Genomic DNA, 16,295 nt, shown 5'->3' on the forward strand with positions numbered 1-16,295 from the left:
CGTCAGTCCGTGAGCCAGCGTTCCATACAAGCCAGGAGTTCCTCCGCGTTCACGGGTTTGGTGACGTAGTCGCTCGCCCCGGCGGCGAGGCTCTTCTCGCGGTCGCCTTCCATCGCCTTCGCCGTCACGGTGATGATCGGCAGGCCGGCGAACTTCGGCATCTCGCGGATCGCCGCCGTCGTCGCGTGGCCGTCCATCTCCGGCATCATCACGTCCATCAGGATCAGGTCGATACCGTCGTCGGACAGCAGTTCCTCGATGCCCTTGCGGCCGTTCGGCGCGTGCACGACCGAAAGTCCGTGCAGTTCGAGCATTCCCGAGATGGCGTACACGTTGCGGGCGTCGTCGTCGACGAGCAGGACCTTGCGTCCCTGGAGTCTCGCCGGTCCGGCGGGCGGATCGGACTGCTGGTCCACAGCGGGCACGGTCTCCACCGGGCTCACCTCGGGCTGGCGCATCAGCGGCAGGATGCCTTCGAGTTCGCTGGCCGAGATGTGCAGCATGATCCGCTCCCGCAGCATGTCCAGCGACGGCAGGAGTTCGACGGGATGCACCCGCGCGTGCCCGTGCAGCAGGCGCTCCTGCGCGGCACTGAGCTTGCGGGTCGCGTAGGCCAGCACCGGGACTTCGACCGGATCCGGCCCGTCGACGAGTCGTTTGAGGAAGGTCAAGGCACTCGTCCCGGGGATGCTGGTGTCGAGCACGACGCAGCGGTAGCTGTCGCGTTTCAGTTCCTCGAACGCTTCCGCCGGATCCGACACCGCCCGGACCTGGACCGAGCCGTGGCTGTCCGCGACGTCGGCCGCGACACCGCGGGCGAGCAGGGTCAGCAGACTGTTCTGCTCGCTCTCCACCACCAGTACCCGTCGCTCCGTGGCGGCGTTGTCCACAGTGGACTCTTCGAGGCTCGCGGGCGCGGTGAACCTCGCCACCGGCAGGTAGAGGGTGAACGTGCTGCCGGTCCCCAGCACGCTGTCCGCGCGGATCTCGCCGCCGAGCAGGTAGGCGACCTCGCGGCTGATCGACAGGCCGAGCCCGGTGCCGCCGTACTTGCGGCTGGTGGTGCCGTCGGCCTGCTGGAAGGCGCCGAAGATCGAATCGAGGTTCTCCTCGGCGATCCCGATCCCGGTGTCGGTGACGCTGAAGGCCACCAGTGCCTCGTGCGGGAGTCCTCCGGACGGCGAAACGACGGTGTCGACCAGTTTGACCCGCAGCTCGACGCTGCCGTGTTCGGTGAACTTGACCGCGTTCGACAGCAGGTTCCGCAGCACCTGCCGCAGTCGCTGCTCGTCGGTGAACAGCAGCTCCGGCACGTTCGGTTCGACGGTGACCTGGAAGTCGAGCCCCTTTTCGGCGGTCAGCGGGCGGAAGGTCGTGCCGACGTAGTCGAGCAGCTGGCGCAGCGGGAACGGCTCGTGGTGGATGTCCATCTTGCCGGCCTCGACCTTCGACAGGTCGAGGATGTCGTTGATCAGCTGGAGCAGATCGGTACCCGCGGACTGGATCACCTTGGCGAACTCGACCTGTTTGGGCGTCAGGTTCTGGGTCGAGTTCTGCGAGAGCACCCCGGCGAGGATCAGCAGGCTGGTCAACGGGGTCCGGAGTTCGTGCGACATGTTGGCCAGGAACTCCGACTTGTACTTCGACGCCAGCGCGAGCTGCTGCGCGCGTTCCTCGATCTCCTGGCGGGCCTGCTCGATTTCGAAGTTCTTCACCTCGATGTCGCGGTTCTGCCGCGCGAGCAGTTCGGCCTTCTCCTCCAGTTCCGCGTTGGACACCTGCAGTTTGGCCTGCTGCGCTTGAAGCTCCTCCGAGCGGGCCTGCAGTTCCTGGGCGAGCCGCTGGGATTCCTCCAGCAGGGAGTCGGTCCGCGCGTTGGCGATGATCGTGTTGACGTTGACGCCGATGGTCTCCATCAGCTGTTCGAGGAAGTCCTTGCGGACGGCGGTGAATTCGCCGAACGACGCCAGTTCGATCACGCCGAGCACCTGGTCCTCGAAGACGATCGGCAGCACGATCAGGGCGACCGGCGGGGCGGAGCCGAGGCTCGACGAGATCTTCACGAAGCCAGGCGGGGTCCGGTCGACCACGATCGGTTTCTTGGTCTGCGCGGCCTGCCCGATCAGCGACTGCCCCATCGCGAAATCCGATGGCGCGTCCGGTGCTTCGCTGTGCCCGTAGCTGGTGATCAGCCGCAGCCGGACGCCGTCCTCCCCGGATTCGGTGAGGAACAACGTCCCGTGCTGGGCGCCGACCAGCGGGGTCAGCTCGTTCATGATGAGCGTGGCCACCACCCGCAGATCCCGGTGGCCCTGCATCAGGCCCGAGATCCGGGCCAGGTTGGTGTTGAGCCAGTCCTGCTCCTCGTTCGCCCGCGTGGTCTCGCGCAGCGACTGGACCATCGCGTTGATGTTGTCCTTCAGCTCCGCGACCTCGCCCTGCGCTTCGACGGAGATCGACCGCGTGAGGTCGCCGGTGGCCACCGCGCTGGTCACCTCGGCGATCGCCCGGACCTGCCGGGTCAGGTTGCCGGCGAGCTCGTTGACGTTCTCCGTCAACCGCTTCCAGGTACCCGAAACGCCTTCGACCTCGGCCTGGCCGCCGAGCCGCCCTTCGCTGCCGACCTCGCGGGCGACGCGCGTGACCTCCGCGGCGAACGCGGAAAGCTGGTCGACCATCGTGTTGATGGTGGTCTTGAGCTCCAGGATCTCGCCCCGCGCGTCGACGTCGATCTTGCGGGAGAGGTCTCCCTGCGCGACCGCGGTGGTCACCTGGGCGATGTTGCGGACCTGGCCGGTGAGGTTGTTCGCCATCGAGTTGACGTTGTCGGTGAGGTCCTTCCAGGTCCCGGCGACGTTCGGCACCCTGGCCTGCCCGCCGAGGATGCCCTCGGTGCCGACCTCCCGCGCCACGCGAGTGACCTCGTCCGCGAAGGCCGACAGCGTGTCGACCATCGTGTTGATCGTCTGCGCGAGCGCGGCGACCTCGCCCTTGGCCTCGACGGTGATCTTCTGGGACAGGTCGCCCCTCGCGACCGCCGTCGCCACCTGGGCGATGGAGCGCACCTGGTCGGTCAGGTTGTCGGCCATGACATTGACCGACTCGGTCAGCCCCTTCCAGGTACCCGACACCCCCTTGACGTCCGCCTGACCACCCAGCCGCCCCTCGGTACCGACCTCACGCGCGACCCGCGTGACCTCGTCCGCGAACGACGACAACTGGCCGACCATCGTGTTGATGGTGTCCTTGAGTTCCAGGATCTCGCCGCGGGCGTCGACGCGGATCTTCTGCGAGAGATCGCCCTTCGCGACCGCGGTGGTGACTTCGGCGATGGACCGCACCTGGTCCGTGAGGTTGTCGGCCATGACGTTCACCGACTCGGTCAAACCCTTCCACGTACCCGACACGCCCTTGACGTCCGCCTGACCACCCAGCCGCCCCTCGGTACCGACCTCACGGGCCACGCGCGTGACCTCGTCCGCGAACGACGACAACTGATCCACCATCGTGTTGATCGTGTTCTTCAACTCCAGGATCTCGCCCCGCGCGTCCACGGTGATCTTCTGCGACAGATCACCCTTCGCCACCGCCGTGGCCACCTGCGCGATGGACCGAACCTGCGCGGTGAGGTTGCCCGCCATGAAGTTCACCGAAGTCGTCAGATCCCGCCACGTCCCCGCCACCCCGGGCACCTGGGCCTGTCCGCCGAGCGCGCCCTCGGTGCCCACCTCACGGGCCACCCGGGTGACCTCGTCCGCGAACGACGACAACTGATCCACCATCGTGTTGATCGTGTTCTTCAACTCCAGGATCTCGCCCCGCGCGTCGACCGTGATCTTCTGGGACAAGTCACCCTTCGCCACCGCCGTGGTGACCTCGGCGATGGACCGCACCTGATCGGTCAGGTTTCCCGCCATGAAGTTCACCGAAGTCGTCAGATCCCGCCACGTCCCCGCCACCCCGGGCACCTGGGCCTGCCCGCCCAGCCGTCCCTCGCTGCCGACCTCGCGCGCGACCCGCGTGACCTCGTCCGCGAACGACGACAACTGATCCACCATCGTGTTGATCGTGTTCTTCAACTCGAGCATCTCGCCCTTGACGTCGACGGTGATCTTCTGCGAGAGATCGCCCTTCGCCACCGCGGTCGCGACCTCGGCGATGTCACGGACCTGGCCTGTGAGGTTGCCCGCCATCGCGTTCACCGAATCGGTGAGGTCCTTCCAGGTCCCCGAAACCGAGGGCACCGCCGCCTGGCCGCCGAGCTTCCCGTCGGTCCCCACCTCGCGCGCGACCCGGGTGACCTCGGAGGTGAACAGCGCCAGCTGGTCGACCATCCCGTTGAAGACGACCGCCATCTCGTCCATCAGGACGTCGTCCACCTGGGGAAGGCGGGTGCTGAAATCACCGTCGCGAACGGCTTTCAGCCCCTGCAGCAGCCGCTGCAGGCCTTGGTCGTCGATCGCCGCGCGTTTGCTTCCCGGTTCCGGCATCGAAGTGCCTCCTTCGTTCATCCCCGCGCGGGTCCGGGAGGGCCGAGCGGAAGCCAGAAGACCACCGACGTACCCTCGCCCGGCCTGCTGGAAATCCGGAACCAGCCTTGCGCCGCTTCCGCGCGTTCACGCATCGAGGCCAGCCCGATGTGCTCGCCCGACGAGGTCTCGTGCGCGTTGTCCCCGCCCGGTTTCAGCCCGTCGCCGTCGTCGGTGACCTTCACCAGCAGGCCGCCGTCCTGTCCCGTCAGCGAGACCGCGACGGTTCGCGCGTTCGCGTGCTTTCGCACGTTCACCAACGCCTCCTGAAGAATCCGGAAGGCGGTGACGACGAGGTCGGGCGGCGGTTCGACGGCGAGATCGTGCCGCAGCGTGCAGTCGAGCCCCCAGCCGGCGACGACCTCGTCGAGGTAGTCCCGGACGGAGGCGACCAGGTCCTCGTCGTTCAGCGCGGGCGGGAGCAATTGGGCGACGAGGATCCGCAATCGCCGGATCGCCCCTTGAATCGCTTCGTCGAGTTGCATCAAAGCCGGATCGCGCCGTTGTGCGGCGAGCATCTGCAACCGCATGCTCACCGCGATCATCGACTGAATGGAATCGTCGTGAACATCCCACGCGATACGGCGACGTTCGGTTTCCTGTGCCCGTACCAAATGCGCGAAAGCCTGTCGCCGTTCGGTCCTTTCCTCCAGTGTTTTCCGGCGTTCGGTGAGGTCGCGGGTGACTTTGCCGAATCCGACGAGGACACCCTGTTCGTCCCGCAACGCGGTGATCACGGTATTGGCCCAGAACCGTGACCCACCACGGCGGACGCGCCAGCCCTCGTCCTCGTGGCTGCCCAGCTCCGCGGCGATCAGCAGTTCCGCCGCGGGTTTGCCGTCGGCGACGTCGGCATCGGTGTAGAAAACGGAGAAATGGCGGCCGAGGATCTCCTCCTCGGAGTACCCCTTGATCCGTTCCGCCCCCGGGTTCCAGCTGATCACCCGTCCGTCGACGTCCAGCAGGTAAATGGCATAGTCGACGACGCTGTGCATGAACAACTCGAAGAGCACAGCGCTGCGGTGATCGGGCGTCTGTTCCGATGGCAGCATGGCCATAGTGCAGCTTGGCACTCGGATACGTGTCCCCGCTACGGCCGTTCGAGGAGGCCATTCTTGCGCGCGTGCACCACGGCTTCGAGTTTCGAATGGGTGCCGGTCTTCATCAGGATCCGCTGCACGTGATTCCGCACGGTATTCCGCGCCAGCCGCAGTTCTTCGGCGATCCGGTCGGTCCCGGCGCCTTCGGCGATCAACCCCAGCACCTGCCGCTCCCGCAAGGTCAGCACCGGCCCGATCCGGCCCGAACCGCCCAGCATGGCGAGCGCGCCACTGAGCAACTCCGGGTCGATGACCATGTCACCTGCCGCGATGGTCCTGATCGCGGTGATCAATTCGTCGAGGAGACCGGATTTCAGCAGCAGCCCGGCGCCGCCGACCTCGAGGATCCTGGCGACTATGGCACTGTTCGCGTCGCCGGTCAGCACGAGCACCCTGCTCGACGGCGAGACCGCGCGAAACCCGGCGATGGCCTCGATCCCGTCGCCGTCCGGCAGCCGCCGATCGAGCAGCACGACGTCGGGCAGGTGCTCCTCCGCCGCGATCATCCCGTGCGCCAAGGACTCCACCGACGCCACCAGGTCGATCTCCGGGAACTCCTCGAAGGCCGCACCCATTGCTTCGGCCACCATCTTGTGGTCCTCGACGAGCAGCACCCGGATCGGGACCGCGGCCGGGGGCATGGGCTGCGGGGAGGTCGGGTTCGGCATGCACCTTCTCCGTCGATCGTGGTCTCGCCGGACCATTGTCCGGCAGATTCCCGGAAGTCGATCCCGCCCACGGCCGTAATTCACCCGCGTGCGGATTCGCGATCGGCCCGCCGGATGTGCCGGCGCATTGTCCCACCGCCGACGGCCCGGCTGTCGTTTCGACGCCAACCCGTGACCCGCCGTACCCGTCCGGCGACCGAGTGGGGTCTTTGTGCCCTCGATGGCACAACCTTCGGCGCTGACCGGAACGGCCCTCGATACCTCATCGTCGTAGGTGGCGAATTCGACGGCCGTGACCGCGGGAAGAGGGTGACTGGGACGTGACCACGAGAATCTGCGAGACCCGCCGCCGTCCCGGCACGCACGTCTCCGCCCGCCGGGTGCCACTCGCCACCGAACTCGACCGGCTGCCCCGGGTGGTGGCGAAACCGGAGACCCACGCCTCCCTCCTCGACGACGTCCTGACCGCCATCCGGCATTTCGACGGCGCGGCCTCGCGACACCGGTTCCCGCGATGGAGCCCGCGGGACCGGCGCGTCCAGCGGCTGCGCGGCTGGCTCAGCGGCGTCCCCGGCTGACCCGTCACACGCGTGATCAGAGCCGGAACTCGCGTGTCTGAAGGCGGAACTCTCGAGTTCCGGCCGCAAACACGCGAGTTACGGCTTCAATCACGCGTGTTCCGCCTGTCATACCGGGTGCCACCGGCCGATGTCGGACTCCATCGGCACGATCCGGGTCAGCGACGAGCGGATCTTCAGCTCCATCGCCCGGTCCCGGCCGCGGGTCCCGCGAGGGGCGTACGGGTAGAAGGTGCCGCGTTCCCGGCGGTAGACCATCGTCAGGCTCGGGTGGCGCAGGTCCCGCAACTCGGCGAAGTCGACCGTCGTGTGCAGCAGCCACGACGCGAACCCGGCCTGCGCCAGCCGCTCGTTGACGTCGACGAGATCGTCGAGCAGCCAGCCGAGGTCCCCGTTCTCCCGCCAGCAGCGGACGATCGTCCGGCCGTGCGCGTCGTGGGTGACCACGTTGCGGCGGGCGGGATCCCCGGCGAGACCCGCGATGATCTCCGCCTCCGTACCGGCACCCGGGCGTCCCTCCGCGACGAAGCAGACCGTCCCCGCACCGGTCGGCGCGAGCGCGTGACCGGATCGCAGCGTCAGCTCGGCCGACCTCAACTCCAGCAACGGAAGCAGGCTCGGCCGCACCGACCGGCCCTTCCCGAGCAGGCTTCCCAACAACGCCATGACTCCACCGCACCTTTCTTCGGCGTGAAGCCTTTCCGATGACGTCCTCGCGTCCTAGGGCCGCACGGTCACGTGTCGCCGGGGACAAGTCACCGGTTCAGGTGACCAACGGCCCTTTTCGGCAGCGGTCACCGGCTCCGCGGCCGAAGGAGCTTCCGGGTGTCCAGGGTGCCTTCGACGACGCCGCGCGCGACGTCCGACAGCTTCTTGTTCGAGCCGCGGGCGAAGGAACGCATGCGGTGGAAGGCGGTGCCGAGGTCGATACCGGCGCGCTCGGCGAGCATCCCCTTCGCCTGCTCGATGACGACCCGGCTGTCGAGCGCCCTCTGCAACTGCTCCGAGAGCGTCCGATAGCGACGTAATTCCCGCTGCTGCAGGAGACACAGCGTCGCGACGTCGGCGAGCGCACGGCCAAGCCGCCGGTCTTCGACACTCAAGGCCGCGGTTCCGGCACTGAGGAAGGCGATCGAACCGACGGTTTCCTCCATCGTGCGCAACGGGAGCGCGGAAACCGCGGCGTAACCCTTCCCCGCCATCCTGGCGACGTAACCCGGCCAGCGCGAGACCTCGGCGGAAAGGTCGTGTACGGCGACGTCCTTCCCGGTTTCGAAGGATTCGAGCGCGGGCCCGTCCTCCGCCACCGCGGGATGACGTTCGAGTTCCACGCCGGGCAGGAAGACCTCGGTGGAATCGATCGGCAGCAGCCGGGCGCATTCGCTGGACAAGGTGTCCACGACCCGATCCGGCCCCAGGTCTTCCGTGACACTCGCGGTCAGACTCGCGAAGGCGGCACAGACCGCGGGTTCCCTGTTCGCTCCTGCGGCGATCCCCGCGTCCCGGCTGTCCACCCGAGCGATTCTGGCCCGCACGGCGAAACCCGGCAACGACCAGATGGAGGATCCTGTGACCGAGCGCCACGCACAGCGACGACCGTTGATCTCGGCGGGGTAACGGTTACGGGGTTCTCAGCGGTTCCGCAAGGAAAACGGCGGCACCGTGTTCGCCCTCAGCGCCTCTTCGTCCATAGTGGACTCTCCGATCCCCGCCTTGCCGATCCTTTCCGCGACGAGGGCGCCCGGATCGGCGAGCGCATCGGCCCTTCCACTCAGGAAGGCCCACTCGTGCTCGTCCGAACCGTAGTAGAGCACGGTCCCGAACGACTCGGTGAACCGCCGCCAGGCCGTGATCAGCGTCTGGTTGCGCCACAGCGTCGGGCAGCCCGCCTGGCAGCCGACCACTCCGCCGTCGGTGAGCAGCGCCGTGCACCGGGCCAGGAAATCGGCTCCGTACAACCGGTTGTGCTGCGCCGCCGGGTCGTCGTTCTCGTCCGGCAGGTCGATCACGACCACGTCGTAGGAGTCGCCGCGTTCCCGGGCTTCGGCGAGGAACTCCCAGCCGTCGCGGTAGTGGACACGGACCTTTCCATCCCCGCGTTCGGCACGGGCGAGATCGTCGAGGCTGTAGCCGTAGGGAAGGTGCTCGGCGCAGGCACGGACCGCTTCGGCGTCGATGTCGACGTGGTCGACCACGTCCGCCCCCGCCGCGACGGCGAGCTCGGAAGCGACGCCTTCGCTGGACCCGATGATCAGCACCCGCTCGACGCGTTCGGCGAGCAGCAGCGTCGGGACCATCAGCGCCTCGTGGTAGACGAGCTGGCTCAGCTCCGTGCTCTGCCGTTCGTCGTCGCAGAAGAGCGAGACCCCCTGCGCGGTCCGTCCGATGAGGACGTTCTGGAACGCGGTGCGGCCCTCGAAAAGGACCTCCTCGACGTCCCAGTTCCGGGTGAGCCCCGCGCCCATCGGCTCGACGATCACTCGCTGCGCCATCAGTTCTCTCCTCGTTCCACAGTGGACATCCGGACGGTCCCGGCGCCGAGCATCTTCGCCAGCAGCTCGACCGCGCGCTCCGGATCCGCCCGGTCCCCGCAGGTGAACACGTCCACGAACACCGAGCCGATCTCCGGGTACGTGTGCACCGAAGCGTGCGATTCGGCCAGCAGCGCGAGCACCGTGACCCCTTGCGGGGCGAAGGAATGCGACACGACTTCGCAGACCGTCGCCCCCGCCTCGGTCACCGCTTCGGCGAGGGTCTTCTTCAGGAGGACGGCGTCGTCGAGCAGCGACGGCTCGATCCCCTCGAACTCCGCGAGTACGTGGCGGCCGGCGAACCGGCCGACGAGTGGTTCTTCACCCGGCATCGGCGAACCTCCCCACACAATAGGTGCGCAACGGCTCGATTCCGTTGAAAGCGACGGAAGAATAGCTGGCGGTGTACGCCCCGGTGCCCGGGATGTCCAGCCGGTCGCCCGCCTTCAACGACCTCGGCAGCGCGCACGGCGTCCGCTGGTACAACACGTCGTCACCATCGCAGGTCGGCCCCGCGAGGACCACCGGTCCTTCCGGTCCCTTAACGCCGACGGCCTCCAGCCGATACGCGACGGCTTCGTTCTCGCACTCCGCCATTCCGTTGTACCTGCCGACGTCGAGATAGACCCAGCGGCGTTCGTCGGCGGCGGCACGAGTGGTCACCAGTACGACTTCGGTCCTGATGAGCCCGGCGTCGGCGACGATCACGCGACCGGGTTCCAGCAGCAGCTCCGGCTCCGGCAGATGCTCGCCGAGGGCGGCTTGGATCACCGCCGCGTAGTCCGTCAGCGACGGCACGGGTTCGCGGTGCTCGGTGGCGAAGCCGCCACCGATGTTCAGCCGCTCCGGTACGACGCCCGCCTCGGCGGCGACCTTGGCCGCGGTCGCGATCCCGATCTCCCACGCGGCCGGATCCGGCTGCTGCGAGCCGACGTGGAACGCGATGCCCGGGCGCAGCCCGGCTTCCACGGCCTGACGGAGCAGGACCGCGGCCACCGCCGGTTCGCAGCCGAACTTGTGGCCGAACGGCGTGACCGAGTCGGGGCCGCCGGTCAGCAAACGGACCGAGACCAGCGAACCGGGCGCGTGCTCGGCCAGATTCGCCAGATCACCGGCGGAGTCCGTGGTGAATTCACGGACTCCTCGCGCGTAGGCGAAGGCGATGTCCGCCGGTTTCTTGATCGTGTTGCCGTACGCCAGTTCCGCCGCCCGCGCGCCGCGTGACAGGCACAGCTCGATCTCCGCCGTACCCGCCACGTCGAATCCCGCGCCGGTCGAAGCCACCGCGTCGAGTACCTCGGGAGCCGGATTCGCCTTGACCGCGTAGCGGATCAACGCGCCGGGGAAAGCCGCCGAGACCGCGGCCGCACGCTCCGCGACCAGGTCGGTGTCGACGACCAGGCACGGTGTCGGCGGCTCGCGGTCCGCCAGGAAGGCGCGGATCCGGTTCAGGCTTTCGCTCACACGCCTCAGGGTGTCAAAGGCCGATCACGGGCCCGGAACCCGGGGTCACGCCCGCGTGTCACCCGAGGGCTGCTCCGGCAGGTCGACCCCGTGTTCGGCGGCCAATCGCTCCAGATTGGCCAGATCGGCGCCGACGGCCGAGGCCCGGTCCTCGTCAGAGGCCTGCTTGGCGATCTGAACGTCCTTCCTCGCCTGCCGTACCCGGTCCCGCAGATTCACCGCGAACTCGCTCATCGTGCACCCCCGATCTCCCGCACCTTGTCTGCTTTCACCCTAGGACCCTCCGAATCGGTCACCCACGTGATCTGTGTCATCACGGGTTCGGTCGCGTCGGAGTGAAGCAGTATGACGGCTGCGCCCGGGTTTCGCAGATCAGCGGAGCCCCGCTTTTTCACCGGGCTCCCGCACGACCGCCCGGCGGCCGAGTACCGCGAGCGGGACGAGGGCGCACAACCCGCCCGCGACGCCGACCAGCACGTAGCCACCCAGGCCGAACAGCTGCCCGGCGAGCAGGCTCGCCGCGGCCGAGGTCCCCCAGACGAAGGCGTCGACCGTGCCTTGCGCCCTCGTCCGCTGCGCGGCCGGGAGGTCGCGGCTGAGCATGCTGCTGCCGCCGACGAACACCAGGTTCCAGCCGTAGCCCAGCAGGAACAGCGCGATCGGGATGCCCACGTGATGTGAATCGGGGGCGCCGATCACGGTGACCGCCGCGACGGTGATCGTCCCGATCCCGCCGAAGATCGTCGCGCGGCCGCCCCAGCGGTCGGCGATCCAGCCGGACAACGGCGCCAGCGCGAACATCCCGACCAGATGGGCGCTCAGCACCCAGCCGACCACGTCGAGACCTTGACCGTGCTCGTGCAGCTGTACCGGGGTCATCGTCATCACCGCCACCATCGCCAGCTGCGCGCAGACCATCGCCACGAGCGGCCCGAGGATCACCGGGTTCCGCACCGACATCCGCTCCCGTCCGGGCACGCCCTCTTCCGGGGCGGCGAGGCCACGCGGCAGGGTGGCGACGGCGACCACGGCGATGGCCACGACGATCGCCCCCGCCGCGATCGGACCGGACAGGGCGGGGAGCTCGGCGGCTTCCGCCCTCGCGGCGGCCGGCGCGATCAGCGCGGGCCCCGCGACCGCGCCGACGGTCCCCGCCCAGACCATTGTGGACAGTGCGAAACCCTTGCGGTGCTCGGGCGACAGATCGGCCGCGGTGTACCGGGAGAGCTGCGCCCCGCTGTTGCCGAAGCCGATCAGCGGCATCCCCGCGACCAGCGCGAGCACGGATCCGCCGAGCACGCCGGCGAACGAGATCAGCGCGCCCGTCACCGCCGCTCCGTACATCAGCACCAGGACGAACCGCCTGCCGTAGCGAGCGGCCAGCGCGCCCGACGACAGCGAACCCAGGGCGGAACCGAGTACCAGCACGGCGCTCGGCAACCCGCTCCAGGCCGCGCCGGCGTGCTCGACCATGATCAACGCGGCCGTGGTGGACAGGCCGACGACCGCGGTACTGAGACAGGCGACGCCCACGAAGAGCGCGAACATCGGTTTCATGATTCAAACCTAGGGATTCCCGGCGCCGCGGCGAATAGGCTGACGAAGGCCTCGCGGGGGTGCGAGGCACATCATGGAAGGAATCCGGGCGCGATGACCTTACGATCGGAAAGGGCGCTGGACGACCTCGACTGGCGGCTCCTCGAAACGCTTCAGGCCGACGGGCGGCTCTCGTTCAAGGAGCTGGGCCGCCGCGTGAACCTCTCCGCGCCCGCCGTCGCCGAACGGGTCCGGCGGCTGGAGGAGGCCGGCGTCATCACCGGGTATCGCGCCAAGGTCGACGCGCGACGCGCCGGGTACGACCTGCAGGCGTTCGTCGAAATGCGCTGCTCGCTCGGCAGCTGCCTGCTGCGCACCAGCAAGTCGGAGGACTACCCCGAGGTGGTGGAACTGCACCGGCTCAGCGGTGACCGGTGCACCATGCTGAAGGTGCGGGCCGTATCGCTCGAACATCTCGAAGGCCTCTTCGAACGGCTGGGCAAACACGGCGAGATCAGGTCGTCGGTGGTGCTGTCGACGCAGTACGAGGGCAGACCGGTCGGCCCCCCGGTGGAGGACTACCTGAAGGCGACCAAGAGCGAGGGCTGGAGCGTCTGAATACTGGGGCCATGGCATTGCTCTTCGCCGACGGCTGGTTCGGTCCCGAGCCCGGGGACTGGCAGTCGGTATGGCTCGACCGTTACCCGGGTTCGCGGAGGTTCGCCCAGGACGACTGGGACGCCCCCGTCCGCGAGGACTGGGTCGCCCGGCTGGACGAGGCGCTCGCGGAAGCGACCGATCCTCCGGTGCTGGTGGCGCACAGCCTCGGCTGCCTGACCGTGCTGCACTGGCTCGCGGCCGGGGGCGACCGGCCGGTGCGCGGCGCCCTGTTCGTCACGCCTCCCGACGTCGAGGAGAACCCTGAGCCCGCGCTGGCCGGGTTCGCCCCGATCCCCCGCCCCCGGCTCCCCTTCCCCGCCGTCGTCGCGGCGAGCGCGAACGACCGCTGGATGACCCCGGCCCGCGCCCGGTACTTCGCCGGGGTCTGGGGCGCGGAATTCGCCGACATCGGTTTCGTCGGGCACCTCACCGGAGCGCACGGGCCGTGGCCCGAAGGCGAGAAGCTCGTCGCTCCCCTGCTCCGGGGAGACGGATCAGGAATCGAGAAGCGAAAGTCTTCCGAACTCACCTAGCGTGACCATCGTCGACGAAGAACGGCTCGAAGCTGGTTAGATCGAGCCCGGTGAGGCTGACGGAACGTACACGCGGCCCACATGAGGATGGAGAAACGATGCGCAAGACCTCCCGGCCGCAGGCGCCCGAGGGACACCCCGCCGACAGCCACGACCTGATCCGTGTCCTGGGCGCGAACGAGAACAACCTCAAGAACGTCGCCGTCGAGCTGCCGAAGCGACGGCTCACGGTGTTCACCGGTGTCTCCGGATCGGGAAAGAGCTCCCTGGTCTTCGACACGATCGCGGCCGAGTCGCAGCGGCTGATCAACGAGACGTACAGCACCTTCGTGCAGGGCTTCATGCCGACGCTGGCCCGGCCCGAGGTCGACGTGCTCGACGGCCTGACCACCGCGATCATCGTCGACCAGCAGCGGATGGGCTCCGACCCCCGCTCGACGGTCGGCACCGCCACCGACGCGTACGCGATGCTGCGCATCCTCTTCAGCCGGATCGGGAAGCCGCACATCGGTTCTCCGCAGGCGTTCTCGTTCAACGTCGCCTCGATCTCCGGCGCGGGCGCCGTGACCGTCGAGAAGGGCGGCCGGACCACCAAGGAGCGCCGCGAGTTCAGCATCACCGGCGGGATGTGCGCCCGGTGCGAAGGCCGGGGCAAGGTCAACGACATCGACCTCACCGCGCTGTACGACGACACCAAATCCCTCAACGAGGGCGCGCTGACGATCCCCGGATTCTCCATGGACGGCTGGTACGGCCGCATCCTGCGCGGCTGCGGTTTCTTCGACCCCGACAAGCCGATCAAGAAGTACACCAAGCGGCAGCTGGACGATCTGCTCTACAAGGAGCCGGTCAAACTCAAGATCGAGGGCATCAACCTGACCTATTCGGGACTGATCCCCACGATCCAGAAGTCGTTCCTGTCCAAGGACCGCGAGGCGATGCAGCCGCATATCCGCACGTTCGTGGACCGGGCGGTCACTTTCGCGGTCTGCCCGGAATGCGACGGGAGCAGGCTCAGCGAACTCGCGCGGTCTTCGAAGATCAAGCGGATCAACATCGCCGACGCCTGCCGCATGCAGATCAGCGACCTCGCCGACTGGGTCCGCGGCCTCAAGGAGCCGTCGGTGGCGCCGCTGCTGGAGAAGCTCCAGCACACGCTCGACTCCTTCGTCGACATCGGACTCGGCTACCTCTCCCTCGACCGGCCGTCCGGCACGCTTTCGGGTGGCGAGGCGCAGCGTACGAAGATGATCCGGCACCTCGGGTCTTCGCTCACCGACGTCACCTACGTGTTCGACGAGCCCACCATCGGGCTGCACCCGCACGACATCCAGCGCATGAACAACCTGCTCCTGCAGCTGCGCGACAAGGGCAACACCGTGCTGGTCGTCGAACACAAGCCGGAGACCATCGCCATCGCCGACCACGTCGTCGACCTCGGCCCCGGCGCGGGGACCGCGGGCGGGACGATCTGCTTCGAGGGCACCGTCGACGGCCTGCGCGCCAGCGACACCATCACCGGCAGGCACCTCGACGACCGGGCGTCGCTCAAGGACAGCGTCCGCGAACCCACCGGCAAACTGGAGATCCGCGGCGCGGACCGGCACAACCTCCGGAACGTGGACGTCGACGTCCCGCTCGGCGTGCTGTGCGTCGTCACCGGCGTCGCCGGCTCCGGCAAGAGCTCCCTGCTCCACGGATCGATCCCGGCCGACGAGGGTGTGGTCTCGGTCGACCAGACCCCCATCCGCGGCTCGCGGCGGAGCAACCCCGCCACCTACACCGGTCTGCTCGAACCGATCCGCAAGGCGTTCGCCAAGGCCAACGGCGTGAAGCCGGCGCTGTTCAGCGCCAACTCCGAGGGCGCCTGCCCGACCTGCAACGGCGCGGGTGTCATCTACACCGACCTCGGCATCATGGCGGGCACCGCGACCACCTGCGAGGAATGCGAAGGCAAGCGGTTCCAGGCTTCGGTGCTGGAGTACACCTTCGGCGGCAAGAACATCAGCGAGGCACTGGAGATGCCGGTGTCCGAGGCCGTGAAATTCTTCGGCGAGGGCGAAGGGCGCATCCCCGCCGCGCACGCGATCCTCAGCAGGCTCGACGACGTCGGGCTCGGCTACCTCAGCCTCGGCCAGCCGCTCACCACGCTTTCCGGTGGTGAACGGCAGCGGCTGAAGCTCGCGACGCATATGGGCGACAAGGGCGGCGTCTACCTCCTCGACGAGCCGACCACCGGTCTGCACCTCGCCGACGTCGAAAACCTGCTCGCCCTGCTGGACCGGCTCGTCGACTCGGGCAAGTCGGTGATCGTGATCGAGCATCACCAGGCGGTCATGGCGCACGCCGACTGGATCATCGACCTCGGCCCGGGCGCGGGACACGACGGCGGCAAGATCGTCTTCGAGGGTACGCCGTCCGACCTCGTCGCGAGTGCCTCGACGCTCACGGGTGAACACCTGGCGGCCTACGTCGGCAAGTGACCTTTCTGCCCCCGTCCGCATTTAGTCCTCTAAATGCGGACGGGTCGCGGGTTCGCCACGTCGCGGTCGGGCCAAGGTGGGAGTGCGGGCTTCACGGGCGACGCCGGCCGCTCACGTTGCGAAAGCCACTCAGTGTCAGGGTGGTTGTGCTGCTCGTGTGAGTGGTTAGGGTCCGGTCTTGGTCGCGTGGTGACTCTGAAAGCCACTGCCTTG

General features: G+C 68.2%; 14 protein-coding genes. 4 read left to right on the top strand and 10 right to left on the bottom strand.

All coding sequences use genetic code 11. The annotated features are described in order from the left end of the window. Window positions 1-2: 2 nt before the first annotated feature. The 3 genes from ACFWIW_RS08160 to ACFWIW_RS08170 are packed head-to-tail and all read right to left on the bottom strand — an operon-like array spanning window position 3 to window position 6,297. Entirely contained in the window at window positions 3-4,490 is a 4,488-nt protein-coding gene (locus ACFWIW_RS08160) for a HAMP domain-containing protein (RefSeq protein ID WP_378367767.1), read from the bottom strand. A 17-nt stretch (window positions 4,491-4,507) separates the two neighbouring features. Then, a complete protein-coding gene (locus ACFWIW_RS08165; protein WP_378367768.1) occupies window positions 4,508-5,587 on the bottom strand; it encodes a PAS domain S-box protein in 1,080 nt (359 codons plus the stop codon). A 32-nt stretch (window positions 5,588-5,619) separates the two neighbouring features. Further along, window positions 5,620-6,297: a response regulator gene (locus tag ACFWIW_RS08170; protein WP_378367769.1), complete on the bottom strand. Its 678-nt coding sequence runs from the start codon at window positions 6,295-6,297 to the stop codon at window positions 5,620-5,622. Window positions 6,298-6,617: 320 nt separating this feature from the next. Here ACFWIW_RS08170 and ACFWIW_RS08175 point away from each other — a divergent pair, with 320 nt between their 5' ends. Beyond that, window positions 6,618-6,875, top strand: coding sequence for a hypothetical protein (locus ACFWIW_RS08175; protein WP_378367770.1), 258 nt, complete (start codon window positions 6,618-6,620; stop codon window positions 6,873-6,875). Window positions 6,876-6,983: 108 nt separating this feature from the next. Here the strand turns inward: ACFWIW_RS08175 and ACFWIW_RS08180 are convergent, their stop codons facing one another. The 7 genes from ACFWIW_RS08180 to ACFWIW_RS08210 form a co-directional block, all read right to left on the bottom strand. Further along, on the bottom strand, window positions 6,984-7,541 hold the full coding sequence (locus tag ACFWIW_RS08180) for a hypothetical protein (protein ID WP_378367771.1): 558 nt from the start codon (window positions 7,539-7,541) through the stop codon (window positions 6,984-6,986). A gap of 128 nt (window positions 7,542-7,669) precedes the next feature. After that, a complete protein-coding gene (locus ACFWIW_RS08185; RefSeq protein ID WP_378367772.1) occupies window positions 7,670-8,389 on the bottom strand; it encodes an ANTAR domain-containing protein in 720 nt (239 codons plus the stop codon). A 117-nt stretch (window positions 8,390-8,506) separates the two neighbouring features. Then, the gene (locus tag ACFWIW_RS08190) at window positions 8,507-9,367 is read right to left on the bottom strand and encodes a spermidine synthase (RefSeq protein WP_378367773.1); all 861 of its coding nucleotides are present in this window, start codon (window positions 9,365-9,367) and stop codon (window positions 8,507-8,509) included. Continuing rightward, window positions 9,367-9,738, bottom strand: coding sequence for an adenosylmethionine decarboxylase (gene speD / locus ACFWIW_RS08195; protein ID WP_378367774.1), 372 nt, complete (start codon window positions 9,736-9,738; stop codon window positions 9,367-9,369). Before speD ends, ACFWIW_RS08190 begins: the two co-directional genes overlap by 1 nt. Next, window positions 9,728-10,870, bottom strand: coding sequence for a type III PLP-dependent enzyme (locus ACFWIW_RS08200; protein WP_378367775.1), 1,143 nt, complete (start codon window positions 10,868-10,870; stop codon window positions 9,728-9,730). Before ACFWIW_RS08200 ends, speD begins: the two co-directional genes overlap by 11 nt. 45 nt (window positions 10,871-10,915) lie before the next feature. After that, a complete protein-coding gene (locus ACFWIW_RS08205; RefSeq protein WP_378367776.1) occupies window positions 10,916-11,104 on the bottom strand; it encodes a hypothetical protein in 189 nt (62 codons plus the stop codon). Between the two features lie 138 nt (window positions 11,105-11,242). Continuing rightward, entirely contained in the window at window positions 11,243-12,427 is a 1,185-nt protein-coding gene (locus ACFWIW_RS08210) for an MFS transporter (RefSeq protein WP_378367777.1), read from the bottom strand. Window positions 12,428-12,520: 93 nt separating this feature from the next. Between ACFWIW_RS08210 and ACFWIW_RS08215 the strand changes: the two genes are divergently transcribed. From ACFWIW_RS08215 to ACFWIW_RS08225, 3 genes are all read left to right on the top strand, one after another. After that, the gene (locus tag ACFWIW_RS08215; RefSeq protein WP_378367778.1) at window positions 12,521-13,024 is read left to right on the top strand and encodes an Lrp/AsnC family transcriptional regulator; all 504 of its coding nucleotides are present in this window, start codon (window positions 12,521-12,523) and stop codon (window positions 13,022-13,024) included. Window positions 13,025-13,035: 11 nt separating this feature from the next. Further along, complete coding sequence (locus ACFWIW_RS08220; protein WP_378367779.1) at window positions 13,036-13,599, top strand: RBBP9/YdeN family alpha/beta hydrolase; 564 nt, start codon at window positions 13,036-13,038, stop codon at window positions 13,597-13,599. Window positions 13,600-13,697: 98 nt separating this feature from the next. Further along, window positions 13,698-16,082 (top strand): ATP-binding cassette domain-containing protein, encoded by a 2,385-nt coding sequence (locus tag ACFWIW_RS08225; RefSeq protein WP_378367780.1) that lies wholly within the window; start codon window positions 13,698-13,700, stop codon window positions 16,080-16,082. The last annotated feature ends 213 nt before the right edge of the window (window positions 16,083-16,295 follow it).

The sequence above is a fragment of the Amycolatopsis sp. NPDC058340 genome (assembly GCF_042723975.1).
In the GTDB taxonomy this organism is placed as follows: Bacteria; Actinomycetota; Actinomycetes; order Mycobacteriales; family Pseudonocardiaceae; genus Amycolatopsis.

Bases quoted from the DNA above. Each gene is read 5' to 3' on its own strand.
- ACFWIW_RS08160 (WP_378367767.1), bottom strand. From the start codon at position 4,490: ATGCCGGAACCGGGAAGCAAACGCGCGGCGATCGACGACCAAGGCCTG.
- ACFWIW_RS08165 (WP_378367768.1), bottom strand. From the start codon at position 5,587: ATGGCCATGCTGCCATCGGAACAGACGCCCGATCACCGCAGCGCTGTG.
- ACFWIW_RS08170 (WP_378367769.1), bottom strand. From the start codon at position 6,297: ATGCCGAACCCGACCTCCCCGCAGCCCATGCCCCCGGCCGCGGTCCCG.
- ACFWIW_RS08180 (WP_378367771.1), bottom strand. From the start codon at position 7,541: ATGGCGTTGTTGGGAAGCCTGCTCGGGAAGGGCCGGTCGGTGCGGCCG.
- ACFWIW_RS08190 (WP_378367773.1), bottom strand. From the start codon at position 9,367: ATGGCGCAGCGAGTGATCGTCGAGCCGATGGGCGCGGGGCTCACCCGG.
- speD (WP_378367774.1), bottom strand. From the start codon at position 9,738: ATGCCGGGTGAAGAACCACTCGTCGGCCGGTTCGCCGGCCGCCACGTA.
- ACFWIW_RS08205 (WP_378367776.1), bottom strand. From the start codon at position 11,104: ATGAGCGAGTTCGCGGTGAATCTGCGGGACCGGGTACGGCAGGCGAGG.
- ACFWIW_RS08210 (WP_378367777.1), bottom strand. From the start codon at position 12,427: ATGAAACCGATGTTCGCGCTCTTCGTGGGCGTCGCCTGTCTCAGTACC.
- ACFWIW_RS08215 (WP_378367778.1), top strand. From the start codon at position 12,521: ATGACCTTACGATCGGAAAGGGCGCTGGACGACCTCGACTGGCGGCTC.
- ACFWIW_RS08220 (WP_378367779.1), top strand. From the start codon at position 13,036: ATGGCATTGCTCTTCGCCGACGGCTGGTTCGGTCCCGAGCCCGGGGAC.
- ACFWIW_RS08225 (WP_378367780.1), top strand. From the start codon at position 13,698: ATGCGCAAGACCTCCCGGCCGCAGGCGCCCGAGGGACACCCCGCCGAC.